General features: G+C 44.4%; 16 protein-coding genes. All 16 read right to left on the bottom strand.

Annotation, left to right across the window (positions count from 1 at the left end; translation table 11 throughout):
- Positions 1-8 precede the first annotated feature (8 nt).
- Positions 9-3,488, bottom strand: coding sequence for a DNA polymerase III subunit alpha (dnaE, locus tag AB4407_RS12820; protein WP_372120816.1), 3,480 nt, complete (start codon positions 3,486-3,488; stop codon positions 9-11).
- Positions 3,489-3,648: 160 nt separating this feature from the next.
- Positions 3,649-4,269 (bottom strand): ribonuclease HII, encoded by a 621-nt coding sequence (gene rnhB / locus AB4407_RS12815; protein ID WP_372120815.1) that lies wholly within the window; start codon positions 4,267-4,269, stop codon positions 3,649-3,651.
- 48 nt (positions 4,270-4,317) lie between these two features.
- Positions 4,318-5,514, bottom strand: coding sequence for a lipid-A-disaccharide synthase (gene lpxB, locus AB4407_RS12810; protein ID WP_372120814.1), 1,197 nt, complete (start codon positions 5,512-5,514; stop codon positions 4,318-4,320).
- A gap of 129 nt (positions 5,515-5,643) precedes the next feature.
- A complete protein-coding gene (lpxA, locus tag AB4407_RS12805) occupies positions 5,644-6,432 on the bottom strand; it encodes an acyl-ACP--UDP-N-acetylglucosamine O-acyltransferase (protein WP_372120813.1) in 789 nt (262 codons plus the stop codon).
- 1 nt (position 6,433) lies between these two features.
- Positions 6,434-6,886, bottom strand: a complete 453-nt coding sequence (gene fabZ / locus AB4407_RS12800) for a 3-hydroxyacyl-ACP dehydratase FabZ (protein ID WP_009847408.1) — start codon at positions 6,884-6,886, stop codon at positions 6,434-6,436.
- Positions 6,887-6,979: 93 nt separating this feature from the next.
- On the bottom strand, positions 6,980-8,011 hold the full coding sequence (gene lpxD / locus AB4407_RS12795) for a UDP-3-O-(3-hydroxymyristoyl)glucosamine N-acyltransferase (RefSeq protein ID WP_372120812.1): 1,032 nt from the start codon (positions 8,009-8,011) through the stop codon (positions 6,980-6,982).
- Positions 8,012-8,016: 5 nt separating this feature from the next.
- Positions 8,017-8,517 (bottom strand): OmpH family outer membrane protein, encoded by a 501-nt coding sequence (locus AB4407_RS12790; RefSeq protein ID WP_009847410.1) that lies wholly within the window; start codon positions 8,515-8,517, stop codon positions 8,017-8,019.
- A 27-nt stretch (positions 8,518-8,544) separates the two neighbouring features.
- Positions 8,545-10,950, bottom strand: coding sequence for an outer membrane protein assembly factor BamA (bamA, locus tag AB4407_RS12785; RefSeq protein ID WP_372120811.1), 2,406 nt, complete (start codon positions 10,948-10,950; stop codon positions 8,545-8,547).
- A gap of 48 nt (positions 10,951-10,998) precedes the next feature.
- Entirely contained in the window at positions 10,999-12,357 is a 1,359-nt protein-coding gene (rseP, locus tag AB4407_RS12780; RefSeq protein ID WP_372120810.1) for a sigma E protease regulator RseP, read from the bottom strand.
- A complete protein-coding gene (gene ispC, locus AB4407_RS12775) occupies positions 12,354-13,562 on the bottom strand; it encodes a 1-deoxy-D-xylulose-5-phosphate reductoisomerase (protein ID WP_372120809.1) in 1,209 nt (402 codons plus the stop codon). Before ispC ends, rseP begins: the two co-directional genes overlap by 4 nt.
- A gap of 51 nt (positions 13,563-13,613) precedes the next feature.
- Entirely contained in the window at positions 13,614-14,456 is an 843-nt protein-coding gene (locus AB4407_RS12770; RefSeq protein WP_372120808.1) for a phosphatidate cytidylyltransferase, read from the bottom strand.
- 15 nt (positions 14,457-14,471) lie between these two features.
- On the bottom strand, positions 14,472-15,224 hold the full coding sequence (locus AB4407_RS12765; protein ID WP_076656873.1) for an isoprenyl transferase: 753 nt from the start codon (positions 15,222-15,224) through the stop codon (positions 14,472-14,474).
- A 98-nt stretch (positions 15,225-15,322) separates the two neighbouring features.
- Entirely contained in the window at positions 15,323-15,880 is a 558-nt protein-coding gene (gene frr, locus AB4407_RS12760; protein WP_372120807.1) for a ribosome recycling factor, read from the bottom strand.
- Positions 15,881-15,977: 97 nt separating this feature from the next.
- Positions 15,978-16,709 carry a UMP kinase gene (gene pyrH / locus AB4407_RS12755; RefSeq protein WP_017630771.1) on the bottom strand — a complete coding sequence of 244 codons (732 nt, stop codon included), beginning with the start codon at positions 16,707-16,709 and terminating at the stop codon, positions 15,978-15,980.
- A 162-nt stretch (positions 16,710-16,871) separates the two neighbouring features.
- Complete coding sequence (tsf, locus tag AB4407_RS12750; RefSeq protein ID WP_017630772.1) at positions 16,872-17,717, bottom strand: translation elongation factor Ts; 846 nt, start codon at positions 17,715-17,717, stop codon at positions 16,872-16,874.
- Between the two features lie 141 nt (positions 17,718-17,858).
- A complete protein-coding gene (gene rpsB, locus AB4407_RS12745) occupies positions 17,859-18,590 on the bottom strand; it encodes a 30S ribosomal protein S2 (protein ID WP_009847420.1) in 732 nt (243 codons plus the stop codon).
- Positions 18,591-18,734 lie beyond the last annotated feature (144 nt).

Below are 18,734 nucleotides of genomic sequence, written 5' to 3'. Positions count from 1 at the left end.
GCTAAATTTTAGTTAAATTCGAGTTCTACTTGGCTATTACCAAGCAGCTGTTTTAATTCGTCTAGTAATGTATCACTTGGCGTCACACGCCATTCTGTGCCCAATGTTAACCGCGCTCTAGCGTCGGCACGTTGGTAGTATACATTGACTGGGACCGTTCCGGCTCTATAAGGTTCTAAGATTTGACCAAAGCGTTCAAAAAATTGACCGTTAATTTGGGATTGCTCGATAGATATCGACACCCCACGAGCATATTTCTCACGGGCGCTTCCTAAGTCCATGACCTCGCGCGCGGACATTTTAAGCCCACCATTGAAATCATCAAAGCTGACCTGTCCAGAAACGACCACAATTTTGTCTTTTTCGAGCAATTCTGCATAGCGATCGAGCGCATCTGAGAACAACATCACTTCCATTCGGCCAGATCGGTCATCAAGTGTCATCAAACCGATTCGTGTACCGCGTTTAGTGGTCATCACCCTAGCCGCAATCACTAAACCTGCAATCGTTAAGGACTGGTCACGACGCGTTGGCGTGGCATCTTTCAAGCGACAGCTGGTGTATTTCGCAAGTTCTTTAATGTAAGCATTCACCGGGTGACCCGTTAAATACAAACCAAGCGTTTCACGTTCACCCTCAAGCCAAACCTTCTCAGGCCACTTAGGCACTTGGGTATACTTGTGTTCAACCTCTTCCGGAGCGTCGGTCAACACACCAAACATATCAGATTGACCGAACGACTCAGCATGATGATGTTGGCTTGCCGCCTTAACCGCATCTTTCAAAGATGCCATCATCGCCGCTCGGTGAGGACCTAATCTATCTAAGGCACCGGATAGAATCAACTTTTCAATAACACGTTTGTTGACCTTCTTCAGATCAAGGCGAGCACAGAAGTCGAATAAGTCTTTAAAGTAACCGCCCTTATTTCGCGCTTCGATAATGGCTTCGATAGGGCCTTCACCTACCCCTTTGATCGCGCCGATACCATAAACAATCGCGCCATCTTCATCCACGTTAAAGCGGTACAGACCCGAGTTGATATCTGGTGGAAGCAGCTTGAGCTTCATGCGGAAACACTCATCAACAAGGCCAATAACCTTCTCGGTGTTATCCATATCCGCCGTCATTACCGCAGCCATGAATTCCGCTGGGTAGTGCGTTTTCAACCACAGCGTTTGGTAAGAAACCAGTGCGTATGCAGCCGAGTGAGATTTGTTAAAGCCGTAGCCCGCAAATTTCTCAACCAAGTCAAAGATCTTCATGGCAAGTTCGCCATCAATGCCGTTAGCTTCCGCACCTTCTTTGAAAATACTGCGCTGCTTTGCCATCTCTTCTGGCTTTTTCTTACCCATCGCACGACGCAACATATCTGCGCCGCCAAGCGTATAGCCCGCCAGAATCTGTGCGATCTGCATTACCTGTTCTTGATACAGGATGATGCCGTAGGTCGGTTCTAGTGTCTCTTTCAGTGATTCGTGTTGCCACGTTTCATCAGGGTAAGAAACCGCTTCACGGCCGTGTTTACGGTCGATAAAGTTATCTACCATGCCTGATTGCAGAGGACCCGGACGGAACAGGGCTACCAATGCGATGATATCTTCAAAACAGTCGGGCTGTAGACGTTTGATCAGGTCTTTCATACCACGCGATTCCAGCTGGAATACCGCGGTGGTTTCAGAATTTTGTAATAGATTGAACGACGCTTGGTCATCAAGAGGAATCGACTCAATACGAACCGGTTCTTTACCCTCTTTTTTCAAACGTGGGTTCACTAGGCCTAGCGCCCAGTCGATGATGGTCAGGGTACGCAGACCCAAGAAGTCAAACTTAACCAAACCAGCTGTTTCAACGTCATTCTTATCGAATTGCGTTACTGGGAAGTTACCTTCAGCATCGGCATAGATTGGCGCAAAGTCAGTGATCGTGGTTGGTGAGATTACAACACCACCCGCGTGTTTACCGGCGTTTCGTGTACAACCTTCAAGGATGCGACATTTATCGATCAGTTCACGAACTTCTTCATCGCCATCGTAAAGCTCCGGCAGTGCCGGTTCAGCAAGGAATGCTTTCTCAAGCGTCATGCCCGGATCTGGCGGCACAAGCTTTGAAATTCGGTCAACGAAACCAAATGGGTGACCCAGTACACGGCCTACATCACGAATTACCGCTTTCGCCGCCATGGTACCAAAGGTGATGATCTGAGATACCGCATCACGACCGTACATCTCGGCTACGTGGTCAATAACTTGGTCACGTTTATCCATACAGAAATCGATATCAAAATCGGGCATGGATACACGCTCTGGGTTCAAGAAACGTTCGAAAAGTAGATCGTATTCAAGCGGATCAAGATCGGTGATATCCAAAGCGTAAGCGACTAGAGAGCCGGCACCAGAACCACGACCAGGACCTACTGGCACATCGTTGTCTTTTGACCACTGGATGAACTCCATTACGATCAAGAAGTAACCGGGGAAACCCATGTTATTGACAACTTCTAGCTCGATTTTAAGGCGCTCATCGTATTCAGGCCTGCGTTCAGCTCTGACTTTTTCATCAGGAAATAGAAACGCTAAACGTCGCTCAAGACCTTCTTCTGATTTTTTGATCAGGAAGTCTTCAATCGCTAAGCCTTCTGTTGGGAAGTTCGGTAGGAAGTATTCACCTAGACGTACGGTCACGTTACAACGCTTAGCGATCTCAACACTGTTTTCTAATGCTTCAGGGATATCTGAGAAAAGCTCACACATCTCTTCTTCGCTACGGAGGTACTGTTGTGGACTGTAGTTTTTCGGTCGACGTGGATCAACCATGGTAAAGCCGTCGTGAATCGCCACACGGATTTCATGAGCGTCAAACAAGTCTTCAGAAATGAAGACCACTTCGTTGGTCGCAACAACTGGCAGGTCTTCTTGCTCGGCCAGTTCAAGCGCAAAGTGCAGATAAGACTCTTCATCCGGACGTCCGGTACGAATCAGTTCAAGATAGAAACGGTCTGGGAAGTATGTTTTGTAAAACTCGACATTACTTGCAACCAGTTCACGGTTACCTTTCAGCAACGCTTTACCAATTTCACCTTCTTTCGCACCCGATAGGATGATTAGGCCTTCGGCATTCTCAATCAACCACTCTTTATCGATAACAGGCTGATGCTGTACATGACCGCGAAGGTAGGCTTTTGAGATAAGCAACGTTAGGTTGTTATAACCTTTATTGTCGGTAGCAATGACGGTGAGCTTGGTCAACTCGTCACCGAACTCCGGAGACTGCATTAAGAAGTCAGCACCAATAATTGGTTTAACCCCGCACCCATGAGCAGTACCGTAGAACTTAACCAAACCACACAGGTTGGTAAAATCGGTAAGTGCTAGAGCAGGCATACCCATTTCAGCGACTTTTTTAACTAATGGTGGCACCTTAGAGAGGCCGTCCACCATAGAAAAGTCACTGTGTACGCGTAGGTGAACAAATTTTGGATCTGACATTATTTTTCCTGAGTTCTAGGTTTGAGCCTAGGATTACAACTGTGTGTATTCTATTTTTTTCTAGCGTCACTAAGCAACTTTATTCGATGCCAAGCTCCAATCAATAGGAAGCGCTAATCAACGTAAAGCTCTAATCTATATAGAGCTTATTCAACTCGATCTAATCTATGCCAAGAATACGTTTTACTGGCTTAAAGCTTTTGCGGTAATGCTCGGTTACGCCATGTTTTTCAATCGCTTCAAAATGCGCTTTTGTCGGGTAACCTTTATGTTTCGCAAAACCAAACTCTGGATGAAGCTTATCAAGTTCTTCCATCTCTTGGTCACGAACCACTTTAGCGATGATAGACGCTGCGCTGATCTCTGCTACTCGTAAATCACCCTTTATAATAGCCAGACCGTCCATTGGCAGTTGAGGAACACGGTTTCCATCTATTAGCGCCATATCAGGCTGAACACTCAACCCAGCGATAGCGCGCTGCATGGCGACCATAGTCGCTTGTAATATATTCCACTCATCAATTTCTTGTGGGGAACAACGACCCACAGACCATGCCAAGGCTTTCTCTTTAATTTCAGGAAGTAGAGCAAGGCGCTTTTTCTCGGACAGTTTTTTTGAATCGTTCAAGCCTTCGATTGGATTATTCGGATCGAGGATAACCGCGGCGGTCACTACATCACCAACTAACGGCCCACGCCCCACTTCATCCACACCAGCGAATAACTGGTAGCCTTGAGGATACTCAAAAGGAGGAAATTCTTTTTTCTCTTTTACTGCCATGACAATTCTCTTTGTAACTTTTAAGCAAATGCTTTTGAAAGAAGGACTTTATGATTCAACAAACTCTCGACCGATCAACTTCAGAACTGCGTTAGCCGCCTGTTTGTCAGCATCTTTACGAATCCAGTGATGCATTTTAGTAAAGCGTTCAATCAGTGGCGCGTTGTCAGTTGAAAGCATCTTATCGACCGATGGGAAAAGGTAATCTGGGTGACACTCTTCAAGAATGTGTTCTTTTACGATTTCTTCACCCGCTAGGATATTCGGTAACGAGACAAATTCTGTGATCGACAATTTCTTAACGATATAGCCAGTGAGCTTGTTGACCTTGTAGCCAACGACCATCGGGCGTTTCAGCAACATACACTCAAGAGCAACAGTACCAGAAGCTAACAAAACAGAATCAGCAGCACTAATCACATTGGTAGCCGTATCTTCTACCAAGGTAAATTCAAGTTCAGGTGCCGTCGATTGCCAGATCTCTGTAAACTGTTTCTTGCGCTGTTCATTAACCAATGCAACAACAAAATTGATATCAGGGTACTTTTGCTTAATGCGCTGACAAGTTTCGATAAATGGTCGAGCAATCAAACTCATTTCACCACCACGGCTACCTGGCAATACCGCTAACCACGGCTTATCTTGATCTAAACCTAAAAGATCGCGAGCCTCTTTCTTATTCGGCTCCAGTGGAATGGTATCAGCCAACGTGTGGCCAACGAATTCACAAGCAACGTTATATTTATCATAAAACGCTTTTTCGAATGGTAAGAAAGCCAGTACCAAATCGGTTGCTTTGTCGATTTTAAAGATACGCTTTGGACGCCATGCCCAGACTGAAGGACTGACATAATGAACAGTCTTAATGCCCGCGTTCTTAAGATCTAATTCAAGTCTTAGATTAAAGTCTGGCGCATCGATACCGACGAAGACATCTGGTGGGTTTTGAGTAAAATACTTAACTAGATCCGCTTTCACTTTTAGCAAGCGAGGTAAACGACCAAGCACTTCTACAAGCCCCATCACGGCAAGCTCTTCCATTTCGAAAAGAGACTCACAACCAAGCGCCTTCATTTTTGGTCCGCCAATACCCACGAATTCAGCATTCGGATATTGTGATTTGATCGCTTTAATAAAGCCTTCGCCAAGCGTGTCACCAGAGAGTTCTCCAACAACGATACCTACGCGCAGAGGTTCATTCGAAACAAAGTCCAAGCTATTGGTTGCTGCTTCTTGCTGTGCCATAGTTTTCTAATTCCCTTCTTGCCTAAAACAAAAAAGATCGCCTAACGAGTAGCGATCTTTTTGTTATACCAATCTAACGAGGTAACTATTGTCATACTCATATTGATTGGTACATAACCACATCAAGTATTAACGAATAATACCGCGCTCAGAGCTCTCTAGCATTTCTAACATAGGAGTTACCGAAGCAAACTCTTTCGCCATTTCAACTAAAGCGGCTTTCGCTTCTTCAAGTGTTTTGCCTGAACGGTATAACTCTTTGTACGCTTTCTGTAATGCTCGAATTTCTGGTTTTTCAAATCCGTTACGCTTCAAGCCCACTAGGTTAAGGCCGAATGGAGCGGCATGATTACCCTGTGCAAGCACGTACGGCAGTACATCTTGAACAACCGCAGAACAGCCGCCAATGTACGCATAAGCGCCAATTGAACAGAACGGGTGAATCGCAGACAATGCCATTACACCAGCGTAATCGCCAACCGTCACGTGACCGCCAAGGATAGCGTTGTTACCAATGTGAGTGTGGTTTCCAACGATTACATCATGCGCTACGTGAGCATTTACACAAAGTAAGTTGTCATCGCCAATCACAGTGGTCGATTTGTCTTGAGTTGTACCACGGTGGATCTGAACTGCTTCACGAATCACATTACGGTCACCGATCACAACAGTCGTATCTTCACCACCGTATTTCTTATCTTGGTTTTCTTCTCCAATCACTGCGTGTGGGAAGATTCGGTTTTGCTTACCAATTGTCGTGTGACCTTTGATCACAACATGTGACATCACTTCAGTGTCGTCACCAATTGTCACGTTACCAGCAATGTAAGTGAAAGGACCAACCGTCACGTTAGCACCGATAGTTACATCACCTTCGATTACTGCTGCCGGGTGAATTTTCGCTGTTTCATGAATCATATTAAAACTCTCTACGAGCACATTTAAGTTCAGCTGAACATACAACTACGCCGTCAACTTTAGCCACACCGTTGAACGATGCAATGCCACGACGTTCTTTTAAGAACTCAACTTCGATAACCAATTGGTCACCTGGCACTACTGGCTTGCGGAACTTCGCTTTATCTACGCTAGCAAAGTAGTAAAGCTCATTACCAGAAGGAGCACCAAAAGATTTAAATGCTAGAAGACCTGTTGCTTGCGCCATTGCTTCTAAGATCAACACGCCTGGGAATACAGGAAGTTGTGGGAAGTGGCCTGTGAACTGAGGTTCGTTAACAGAAACATTCTTAATCGCAGTCAGTGTTTTTTCTTTTTCAAAGCTAGTCACACGATCAACCATTAAGAATGGGTAGCGATGAGGTAATAGTTCCTGAATTTCAGTAATGTTCATCGTTGTCTGTTCAGTAGTCAAAGTCGTATTCCTATGTATATTCTTTATTTAATGAGAAGGATTATAAACGAAAAAGACTCGCTGTACGCGAGCCTTTTATTAGAAATGCTGGAATTATGATTCCGCGCTGTTCTCGATAAGTTTTTCAACGGTTTTCAAACGCTTGTTCATTTCATCAATACGATGAACTCGCGTCGCTGTTTTACGCCAGTCTTTATTTGGCTGTAAAGGAATACCTGAAGAGTACATGCCTTTTTCGGTGATACTGCGCATTACCATCCCCATACCGGTGATTGTAACGCCGTCAACGATTTCTATATGACCATTAATCACACAACCGCCACCAATAATACAGTACTTACCTATCGTTGTGCTGCCGGCGATGATAGTACCACCTGCAATAGCAGAACCATATCCGATGTGAACATTGTGAGCTATCTGAAGTTGGTTATCTAAGATAACGTTATCTTCAATGATAGTGTCATCTAATGCACCACGGTCAACGGTAGTACACGCGCCGATTTCTACGCGGTTACCAACGCGAACTGAACCGACTTGCGGGATCTTAACCCACTCGCCTTTCTCATTCGCATAACCAAAGCCATCGGAACCAATCACTGTACTAGATTGAATCAAACATGCTTCGCCAATCACCACTTCATGGTAAACGCTTACGTTAGCCCAAAGCTTAGTGCCTGCGCCAATTTTTGCATTTTTACCAATAAAGCAACCAGCACCGATAACGACATCATCACCAAGCACTACACCAGTTTCAATCACAGCATTGGCACCAATAGACACATTTTGTCCAATGGTCGCGTCGCCTGAGATTGAAGCAGAATCAGCAATAGCCACAGCCGGCGCTGGCGTGGTATCGAGCGCTTGAGCAACCTTAGCAAAAGCAACGTAAGGGTCGCTGACCACAATAACGTTGGTCTTACACAGTTCACGCTCGCTCTCTTTAACCATAATAGCGGATGCTTTACAGTCACCAAGGTGCTTGCTGTACTTCACGTTAGAAAGGAACGTAATATTTCCTTCTTGCGCTTTATCCATAGGAGCGACTGCTGAAACGGTAACTGTGCCGTCTCCGTGTAGCTCTCCACCGGTAATCGTTGCCAATTCGGCTAAGGTCAGATTCTTCATAAAACTTATTTCAGTGATTTAATTACTTTTTCAGAGATGTTGTATTCTGGCTTGCCGTACTGCAGAGCTTGAATATCAACGATCATGTCATAGCCTTCTTTCTCTGCAACTTTCGTTACAGCATCTTGAATTACTTTGAATAGCTTCTGCTTCTCTTGTGCTTCACGACGTTGGCTTGCTTTTTCTAGTGCTTGAGCTTTGATTTTGTATTTGCTGTCTAGTTGACCGACTTCAATACGAAGTTTCTCTACTTCGTCGGGCCCTAATAGCTCACCATCACGCTTAAGCTTTTCAATCTTAGTTTTTGCTTCTGCTTGAATGCTCTGCAGCTCAGCGGCTTTATCTTTGAACTCTTCCTGCATTTTTTGAAGAACAACTTCACGCTGAGGTAAAGCCTGGAATACTTGTGCAGTATTTACATAGCCCACTTTTTGCGCAGCTTCAGCCGCTGTTGCAAAGAAAGAAGAGCTAAGAACTACAAGGCCTAAACCTGCTGCTTTAATCATATTTTTCAAAATATTGTCCTTTAAAGATTAGAAAGTTCTACCAATGGTGAATGTGAAGAATTCTTCGTCATCGCCTTCGTAGATTTTGATTGGTTTCGCTAGAGAGAAAACCAATGGTCCCATCGGTGACATCCACTGAAGAGCGGCACCATAAGATGAACGGTAATTTGTTGGGTCAGAGTAATCGTAGTAGTACTGTTGACCGCTATTCGGTGCGCCACGGTCTACGAATTCGGTATCCCATACACTTGCCATATCGAAGAACACGCTAGTTCGAATCTGACTGCGCGCTTCATCAGAAGCAAACGGTGTAGGTACGATTAACTCAACGCTAGCCAAAGCAACCGCATTACCACCAACCGAATCATCGGTTGCAGAATTGTACGTTGGGTTGTTGCCCGTGCTATTTCCGTAAACAGCTTTTGGACCCGCTGAGTTAGAACCAAAACCACGTAGTGTTGTAAAACCACCCGCGTAGTAGTTTTCGTAGAATGGGAACAAGTTATCATTACCATCCGTTTGACCATAACCGTTACCATAGCCTAATCGACCACGCATCAATAGTGTGAACTCATGCTTTTTAGTCAACGGAATGTAATGTTTTACATCGTATTGCGCTTTGAAGTATTTAGCATCCGAACCGGGTACTGTCATTTTCGCGAAAGCACGTTGGTGGTTACCTTCAGTAGGGAAGAAGCCACGGTTAAGGTTGTTGCGCGTCCAAGAGATATTGATATCGAAGTCATCGGTTAAGATATGCTCATCACCGTATTGGTCAATACTTCTCGCAAACTGTTCAACTTGGATATAGGTAGGAACGTTCCCGATCTTGTTGTGCGTATAACCAAAACCAAACTCGAGACGGTTCAGCTCATCCATAGGGAAACCCCATGTTAAGCTCGTACCATAACTTTGGTTGGTATAATCGACAATACCCGCTTCAGAGGCTTCAAATTCATTGTAGAAGATTTTTCCGCCCATACTCACGCCATCAAGGTTCCAGTATGGGTCTCGGTAATCTAAGCTCACATTCTTTTGGTAATCGTTCATCATGGCGCTTACGCCAACACGGTTACCAGAACCGGCAAAGTTATCTTGCTGTAAACCAACCTGGAAGCTGACACCCGATTCAGTACCGTAGCCAACACCGAAGTTGACGCTACCCGAGTTCGCTTCCTTAACGTTGTAAACCAGATCCACTTGGTCTTCACTGCCAGGAACACGTACCGTTTGCACATCGACCGTTTCAAAAAAGCCTAAACGGTTAAGACGGCTCTTACCTGTATCAATCGACTTGGAGTTCAGCCAGCTGCCTTCCATTTGACGCATTTCACGACGCAGTACTTCATCTTTCGTTGAGTTGTTACCCGTGAATCGAATATCACGAACGTAGATACGGCTGCCCGCTTCTACATTGATAACCAACGACACTTCTTTGGTCTCATCGTCAAATTCAGGAATCGTACGAACTTGCGGGTACGCATAGCCAGATTCGCCTAGAATTCGTTTCACGCTCTCTTCTAAAGACGTTACGGAAGAGCCGTTATATATATCACCATCTTCGAATGGCACTAACGCTTCGAAGTCAGCCTCGCGGCCGATAAGTTCACCACGGAAAGAGACATCTTTAACGGTATAAGCTTCGCCTTCGTCTAGGCCTAGGGTGATGTAAACACCTTTCTTATCAGGAGAGATCGCAACCTGAGTCGAATCTACCTGAAACTTAAGGTAACCACGGTCAAGGTAGTATGATTTCAACGCTTCGATGTCACCTGCTAACACTTGCTTCTGGTATTTTTCATCCGCAAGGAAGTTCCACCACGCAACGTCTACGTTCAAGTTGAAACGACTAAGTAGATCAGCGTCAGAGAAAACTTCGTTACCGATAAAGTTAATTTGCTGAATCTTAGCGGACACACCTTCAGTAAACACAAACTTAAGGTCAGAACGGTTACGAGGCAGAGGTGTCACTACGGCTTTTACTGTCGCGTTGTACTTACCAACACTGTAGTAAAAGTCTTCAAGGCCCTTTTCAATGTTACTCAGCGTAGTACGATCAAGGGCTTCACCTTCGCGAACACCAGAAGCATCTAGGTTCTGCTGAAGTTGTTCTTCTTTGATCGCCTTGTTACCTGAGAATGAGATGCTTGCGATGGTCGGTCGTTCTTTGACTTGAACAACTAAAACATCATCATCGCGAAGGACTTTAACGTCCTCAAAGTTGCCTGAAGCATACAGTGCACGAATGATCTCAGATACATCGCCGTCGTCCACTTCATCGCCAATACGTACTGGCATTTTCAGTAGAGCTGCACCAAGTGCAACACGCTGTAAACCTTCGATCTTGATATCTTGAACTACAAAGTTTTGTGCTCCGTTCGCAGCCACACTAGTGGCCAATAGACTTGCGAACAGAATTTGCTTAATCGCCATACTTATTCTAATTATTCCTTGCTACTACCAATGCCTGTGATAAACCATTCACAGACGAGTAAAATCATTAAATATTGCCAGAGCCATCAAAGAGAAGAGGATTGCGCCTCCCACTCTGTATCCCATTTCTTGAACTTTTTCAGGTACAGGTTTACGAGTAACGGCCTCAATAGCGAAAAAGAGCAAATGTCCGCCATCAAGCATAGGCAGCGGAACTAAATTAATAATACCCAAGTTAACACTAATCAGAGCTAAAAAACCTAAGAAGTAAACCAAACCGTAATCGGCGGTTGCCCCTGCGCCTTTAGCAATTGAAATTGGGCCACTCAAGTTATTTAAGCCAACATCACCAACGATGAGCTTCTTAAGCATTGTCAGCGTCAAACCTATGATTTGACCTGTTTTATCAAATGCTTTTCCTACAGACTCAATTACACCAAATTGTAACTCAAAGCGATAATCTTCTGGCCATTCTGCGACTTCAGGAGCAATACCCGCATAGCCGATTGTAGAACCATCAGAAAATTCACGACTGTTGGGCGTCATAACCAGTGACTGCTCAACACCATTTCGTAATACGACAAGGTTCAAGGACATCATTGGGTGTGAACGAATTAATTCAACAACCGAGTTCCACTGCTCAATAGGCTGACCATTAATCTCAACGATTTTGTCGCCAGCCTCTAGTCCTGCAGAATACGCAGCGCCGTCATCAATAACTTGAGCGAGCACTGTCGATATCTCTGGTGAATAAGGTCTAAAACCAAGCGTTGTCATTGCTGACTCAGTTTCAGGGTTGAAAGACCAGTCAGAAATATCCAATGTTATCTGTTGTTCAAAGCCGATATTGTCTTGAGAAGAAACCGTTACTGTCATGGACTCATCACCAATATGTGATATCAAGCCCAAGTTTACTGATTCCCAATCTGCGGTTTTGATTCCTGAAATAGATTTAAGTTCCATTCCACTTTCAATTCCGGCTTGTGCCACGATAGACTGAGGTGTTACCTCTCCAATCACAGGCTTAACCGCTGGAACACCAATCAAAAAAACCAGCCAATATGCGAACACGGCAAAGATAAAATTGAATGCTGGACCTGCTCCCACAATCGCCGTTCGTTTCCACAACGGTTTCTTATCAAAAGCGTATTGCTGTTCGTCTTCAGAAAGATCATCAACACGACCATCAAGCATCTTAACGTAGCCACCCAATGGAATGACTGACAAGCTGTATTCCGTTCCATCGCGGCCAACTTTACTCCAGATCGATTTACCAAAACCAATCGAGAATTTTTCTACTTTCACACCGCAGCGACGAGCAACCCAGAAGTGTCCAAATTCATGAACAGCGACCAGAATACCAAGCGCTACAATAAAGGATGCGAAGTTCCACAGAATTCCACTCATGCCAGCTGCTCTTTAATAAATTGATTGGCTATTTGACGAGACATATTATCGAGCTCAAGAAGGCTTTCCAAGCTATCTAAGCCCTCAGAGTTATGTTGTTCACATACTTTGTTCATAACATGCTCGTTAATGATAGCAATATCGGTAAACTTCACTTGATTGTTCAAGAAAGCATCGACTGCAATTTCGTTTGCCGCATTAATCGCTGTTGTGGCATGCTGACCCAAATAGCACGCCTCAATGGCTAATCTCAAACACGGGTAACGACTAAAATCTGGTTCTAAGAAGGTAAGCTCGCCCACTTTAGTAAAGTCCAACGGCTTCACACCCGCTTCAGTACGATCAGGGTAAGACATGGTCAAAGCGATTGGCGTCGCCATATCAGGCTCACCCATTTGAGCCAATACCGAGCCATCTTTGTACTGAACCATAGAATGAATCACAGACTGAGGATGGATAATGACTTTGAGTTGCTCTTGAGAGGCATTAAATAGCCACTTAGCCTCAATGTACTCTAAGCCTTTATTCATCATAGTTGCTGAATCGACAGAGATCTTAGGGCCCATTGACCAGTTAGGGTGTGCAATAGCACGCGCAGGAGTAACGGATTCAAGCTCTGCGACATCGGTATAGCGGAAAGGACCGCCAGAACCCGTCAAGAGAATATGGTTGATACCGTTCTCTTCTAAATCACAACGACCTAGATTGGTTTGTACATTCTGAGGTAGGCATTGAAAGATAGCATTGTGTTCACTATCTACAGGAAGTAGCTCAGCGCCATATTTTTCTACTGCATCGATGAACAGTTGTCCGGACATCACTAAGGCTTCTTTATTAGCCAGTAAGATACGTTTGCCAGCTTTAACTGCCGACATAGTAGGAAGCAAACCTGCCGCCCCCACAATCGCAGCCATTACCGTGTCCACTTCATCTAGAGAAGCGACCTGACACATACCTTCTGAACCAGAAAGAACTTTGATGTTTGGGTAATCAGCAGACAACCTGTCAGTCAACTGAGATGCAGCGTCAGGGCACGCCATAGCTACATAGCTAGGGTTCCACTTTTCAACTAACGCCAACATCTTGTCGACATTCGAACCTGCTGCTAGTGCGACAACTGAATAGAGCGTCGGGTTTTTCTCGACCACTTTCAGTGTACTTGCACCAATAGAGCCTGTAGCACCAAGGATAGTTAGATTTCGCATCGCATATGACCGTAGAAATGTAATAAAGGGCAGAATCACTGCCCTTTTTTATTAGAATGCTAAATAAAGCAGAGCAAAGACAGGGAATGCAGCCGTTAAGCTATCTATTCTATCAAGTATACCACCATGACCAGGAATCAGATTACTGCTATCCTTGACCCCGGAAACACGCTTAAACATGCTTTCAACAAGATCACCAAGAACAGAGATAACAACCGTCACGAGGGTGATAACAATCATGTGAAGAGGACTGGTAAACTGGATATCAAACAAATCAGCAAAGATCCAAGCCACGATCACCGCAGTAATAATACCGCCAATAAGACCTTCAATCGTCTTATTTGGGCTTACCGCTGGCGCCATCTTACGTTTACCAAAACTCTTACCTGAGAAGTATGCGCCGCTATCTGCAGCCCACACGAGCAAGCAAACAAACATCACTAGCTTTGCACCATGGTAAGGATCCGCATCGATACCGTTAGCACGCAGAATCACCACACTCCAAAAGAATGGCAGCAGAGTAAGTAATCCAAAGCCGTGTCTAAGAATAGAAGAATCTTTCCATGCTGGCATAGACTTAGGATAAGTCACCGCCATACCACTCGCTATCACCCACCAAATCGAACCAATACTAAGAATGGTGTAGTGAGCACAAGAAAGATTATTAAGGCTAAATGCATCAAAAGGGATAAAAGCAAAGCTGGCAGCGCTAACCACAACCGTTGGAATCAACGCTAAATAACGCGATTTGCTTTCAACAAACTGAGTCCACTCCCAAAAGCCCAATAGCGTAATTACCGCTAATGAAAGTATAAATGTGGGAAGTGATAACTCGAAAATACCTAGAATAACTAGGGGAGCCAAAATCAACGCCGTAATAATTCGTTGTTTCAAACCAAAAAATCCTTATTAACTGTCCATCAGAGCTTTAATCTGCTCACCAGTGCATCCAAAACGACGCTCACGGTTTACAAACCAAGTCACAGCTTCTACTAAGCTGTCTTCATTAAAGTCTGGCCAGAATTGTTCAGTGAAATACATTTCAGCGTAAGCCAATTGCCAAAGCATAAAGTTGCTAATGCGACATTCACCACTGGTACGAATAAGTAGATCGACTTCTGGAATATCGGCCATAGTCAGGTGCTGTGTAATCATAGCTTCATCAATGTCTTCTACATTAATATCGCCAGACTTAACCTGTTGAGCAATCGAGGTCATCGCTTGCTGGATATCCCATTTTCCGCCGTAGTTAGCTGCAATATTAATAACCATACCGGTATTAGTGCTAGTCAAAGCTTCCGCTTCTTCTATTTTTTTTTGTAGTCGCGCATTAAAACGACTTTTATCACCAATAACACGAAGTTGTAGATTATTTTTATGAAGCTTTTTTACTTCACTCGACAGCACTGAAATAAACAGTTCCATCAGGATACCCACTTCTTCTTCAGGACGACGCCAATTTTCACTACTAAAAGCAAAAAGAGTTACGGCTTTAATGCCAAGTCTGGCTGCTGAAGATATGGTTTTTCGAACGGCTTGAACGCCATTTTTATGACCAAAGACGCGAGGCTTACCCTGAGCTTTTGCCCAGCGACCATTACCATCCATAATGATAGCAATGTGTTTAGGAAGAGAGTCTGTGAACGCTTGAGAATTATGCATAAAAGAGTGAATCAAATTCTAATAGTCGAACAGAATAGCATAAAAAAACGCTGCACCGTGAGTACAGCGTTTTTCCTGAAAGAAAAGAATAGGGAAAATTAAACTTCCATCAACTCTTTTTCTTTAACTGCTAGAACTTCATCTACGTTCTTAACCGCAGCGTCAGTTAGCTTTTGAATTTCGTCTTGTGCTTTACGATCTTCGTCTTCTGAAATTTCTTTGTCTTTAAGAAGCGCTTTTAGATCGCCATTCGCGTCACGACGAATGTTACGGATAGCAACACGGCCACCTTCAGCTTCGCCACGAACGATTTTAACTAGGTCTTTACGACGCTCTTCCGTTAGCGGAGGAAGTGGAACACGGATAACCGTGCCAGCAGACATAGGGTTTAGGCCTAGATCCGATGTTAGGATTGCTTTTTCTACTAGAGGAGTCAGTGTTTTATCAAACACAGTGATAGCTAGTGTACGTGCGTCTTCAGCGATAACGTTAGCTACTTGAGCTAACGGCGTTGGAGCACCGTAGTACTCAACAGTAATACCAGAAAGTAGGCTTGGGTGCGCTCGACCTGTACGAATCTTTTGTAGGCTGTTTTTTAGTGCATCAACACTTTTTACCATGCGCTCTTGAGCGTCTTTTTTGATTTCGTTAATCACAATTTCACCTTGATTATGTTCTTTCTTCAAGAAAGCTTTTTATTTGGAGTGATAAGGATAAGCTTACCGAAGCACAAACCTCAGTAAGCCCGAAAAATTAGTCAGCGTCGCTGATTAATGTACCTTCAGTTTCACCCATAACCACGCGACGTAGTGCGCCTGGTTTATTCATGTTAAATACGCGGATTGGCATTTTGTGATCACGTGCTAGCGTAAATGCAGCCAAGTCCATTACTTTCAGTTCTTTATCAAGAACCGTGTTGTAAGACAACGTATCATACAGCTCTGCGTCTGGGTTTGCTACAGGGTCAGAAGTAAATACACCATCTACTTTTGTCGCTTTTAGAACTACGTCAGCTTCGATTTCGATACCACGTAGACATGCCGCTGAATCCGTAGTGAAGAATGGGTTACCAGTACCCGCAGAGAAGATCACAACACGACCTTGACGCAGTTGGCTGATTGCATCTGCCCAGTTGTAGTCGTCACACACACCTTTAAGAGGGATTGCTGACATTACACGTGCGTTTACGTAAGCACGGTGTAGAGCGTCACGCATTGCTAGGCCGTTCATTACCGTTGCAAGCATACCCATGTGGTCACCAACAACGCGGTTCATACCTGCTTCAGCAAGACCTGCACCACGGAAAAGGTTACCGCCACCGATAACAACACCTACTTGAACACCTAGTTCAACCAATTCTTTTACTTCTTGAGCCATACGATCAAGGATCGTCGGGTCAATACCAAAACCTTCTTCGCCTTGTAGTGCTTCACCGCTAAGTTTTAACAGAATACGTTGATACGCCGGTTTAGGGTTCGTAGTCATGGAGTTTACCTTCCAAAGAGTTGATGATTAACAGTCATGGATAAAAACTGAATATGTCAGTTCGTATTCATAACAGCTAACGTTGCGAGCAAAAAATAATTCACTATTCATAAAAAGACCGCAGCAATGGCCACGGTCTCTTTTCAAACAATACGCTAAGGATTAACCTTTTTGTACCGCTGCAACTTCGTCAGCGAAGCTCATTTCAGCAGCTTTCTCGATGCCTTCACCAACTTCTAGACGTACGAAGTTAGATACTGAAGCGCCTTTCTCTTTAAGGATAGCGCCAACAGTTTGCTTAGGCTCCATGATGAAAGCTTGACCAGTTAGAGAGATTTCGCCCGTGAATTTCTTCATACGGCCAACAACCATTTTCTCTGCGATTTCAGCTGGTTTGCCTTCGTTCATAGCGATTTCAACTTGAACTGCTTTCTCTTTAGCAACTACGTCTGCAGGTACGTCTTCTGGGTTTAGGAACTCAGGACGTGATGCAGCAACGTGCATTGCAACGTGCTTAAGAGTTTCTGCTTCGCCTTCACCAGCAACAACAACACCGATTTTCTCGCCGTGACGGTAAGAAGCTAGTGCTACACCTGAAACGTATTGTACGCGACGGATGTTGATGTTTTCGCCGATTTTTGCAACTAGAGCAACGCGAGTTTCTTCGAACTGTGCTTGTAGCTCTTCAACAGTTGCTTGAGAAGCTACTGCTGCAGCTGCAACTTCTTCTGCGAATGCAGTGAAGTTAGCATCTTTTGCTACGAAGTCAGTTTGACAGTTAACTTCAAGAAGAGCAGCTACGCCGTTCTCTTCTTTGATGATGATTGCGCCTTCAGCAGCAACGTTACCAGCTTTCTTAGCTGCTTTCGCTGCGCCAGATTTACGCATGTTTTCAATTGCTAGTTCGATGTCAGCGTTTGCTTCTACAAGCGCTTTCTTACATTCCATCATGCCAGCGCCAGTGCGCTCGCGAAGTTCTTTAACTAGAGCAGCAGTTACAGTTGCCATTCTCTATTCCTCGGTTGATTCGAAAATAAGGTAAAAATCAGGGGCCAAAATGAGGCCCCTGATCTAACTATAACTTAGCTTACATTTAATAAAGATTTCAAAATCCAAATTAGCTAAGCCAAGCGTGATTCAGAGCCGCTATTATTCAGCTTCTACAAAACCATCTTTTTCAGCAGCTACAGCAGCAACATCTTTGTTACGACCTTCTTTAACCGCGTCTGCAGCAGCGTTTAGGTAAAGCTGTACTGCACGGATTGCATCATCGTTACCTGGGATAACGAAGTCAACGCCGTCTGGGTTAGAGTTAGTATCAACTACAGCGTAAACTGGGATACCTAGGTTGTTTGCTTCTTTAACTGCGATGTGTTCGTGATCAGCATCGATAACGAATAGAGCGTCTGGAAGGCCGCCCATGTTCTTGATACCACCAAGAGATTTCTCTAGCTTCTCCATTTCGCGAGTACGCATTAGAGCTTCTTTCTTAGTAAGCTTGTCGAAAGTACCGTCTTGAGCTTGCGCTTCAAGTTCTTTCAGACGCTTGATAGACTGACGAACAGTTTTGTAGTTCGTTAGCATACCGCCTAACCAGCGGTTGTTAACGTAGAACTGGTTGCTGTTGATAGCAGCTTCTTTAACAGCTTCAGATGCAGCGCGCTTAGTACCAACAAAAAGAACTTTACCTTTCTTCTCGCCAACTTTAGCAATTTCAGCTAGAGCGTCGTTGAACATTGGTACAGTTTTTTCTAGGTTGATGATATGTACTTTGTTACGAGCACCAAAGATGAATGGCTTCATTTTTGGGTTCCAGTAACGAGTTTGGTGACCGAAGTGAACACCAGCTTTAAGCATATCGCGCATTGATACAGTTGCCATTTTAAAATCCTCTATGGGGTTAGGCCTCCACATCCCCCATGAATCCGACCCCTAACAACTAACCACTTTTCAGCCGTTATCTGTGTTGTTGAGGCACCCCGGAACATGTGTCGGAATGTGTGTGATTTAAAGAAATAAGTTAGT

Source organism: Vibrio sp. 10N.261.46.E11 (assembly GCF_041472735.1).
Lineage (GTDB): Bacteria > Pseudomonadota > Gammaproteobacteria > Enterobacterales > Vibrionaceae > Vibrio.
Note: the sequence above shows the minus strand (reverse complement) of the source record. Positions and strands in the feature narration are given on the sequence as shown.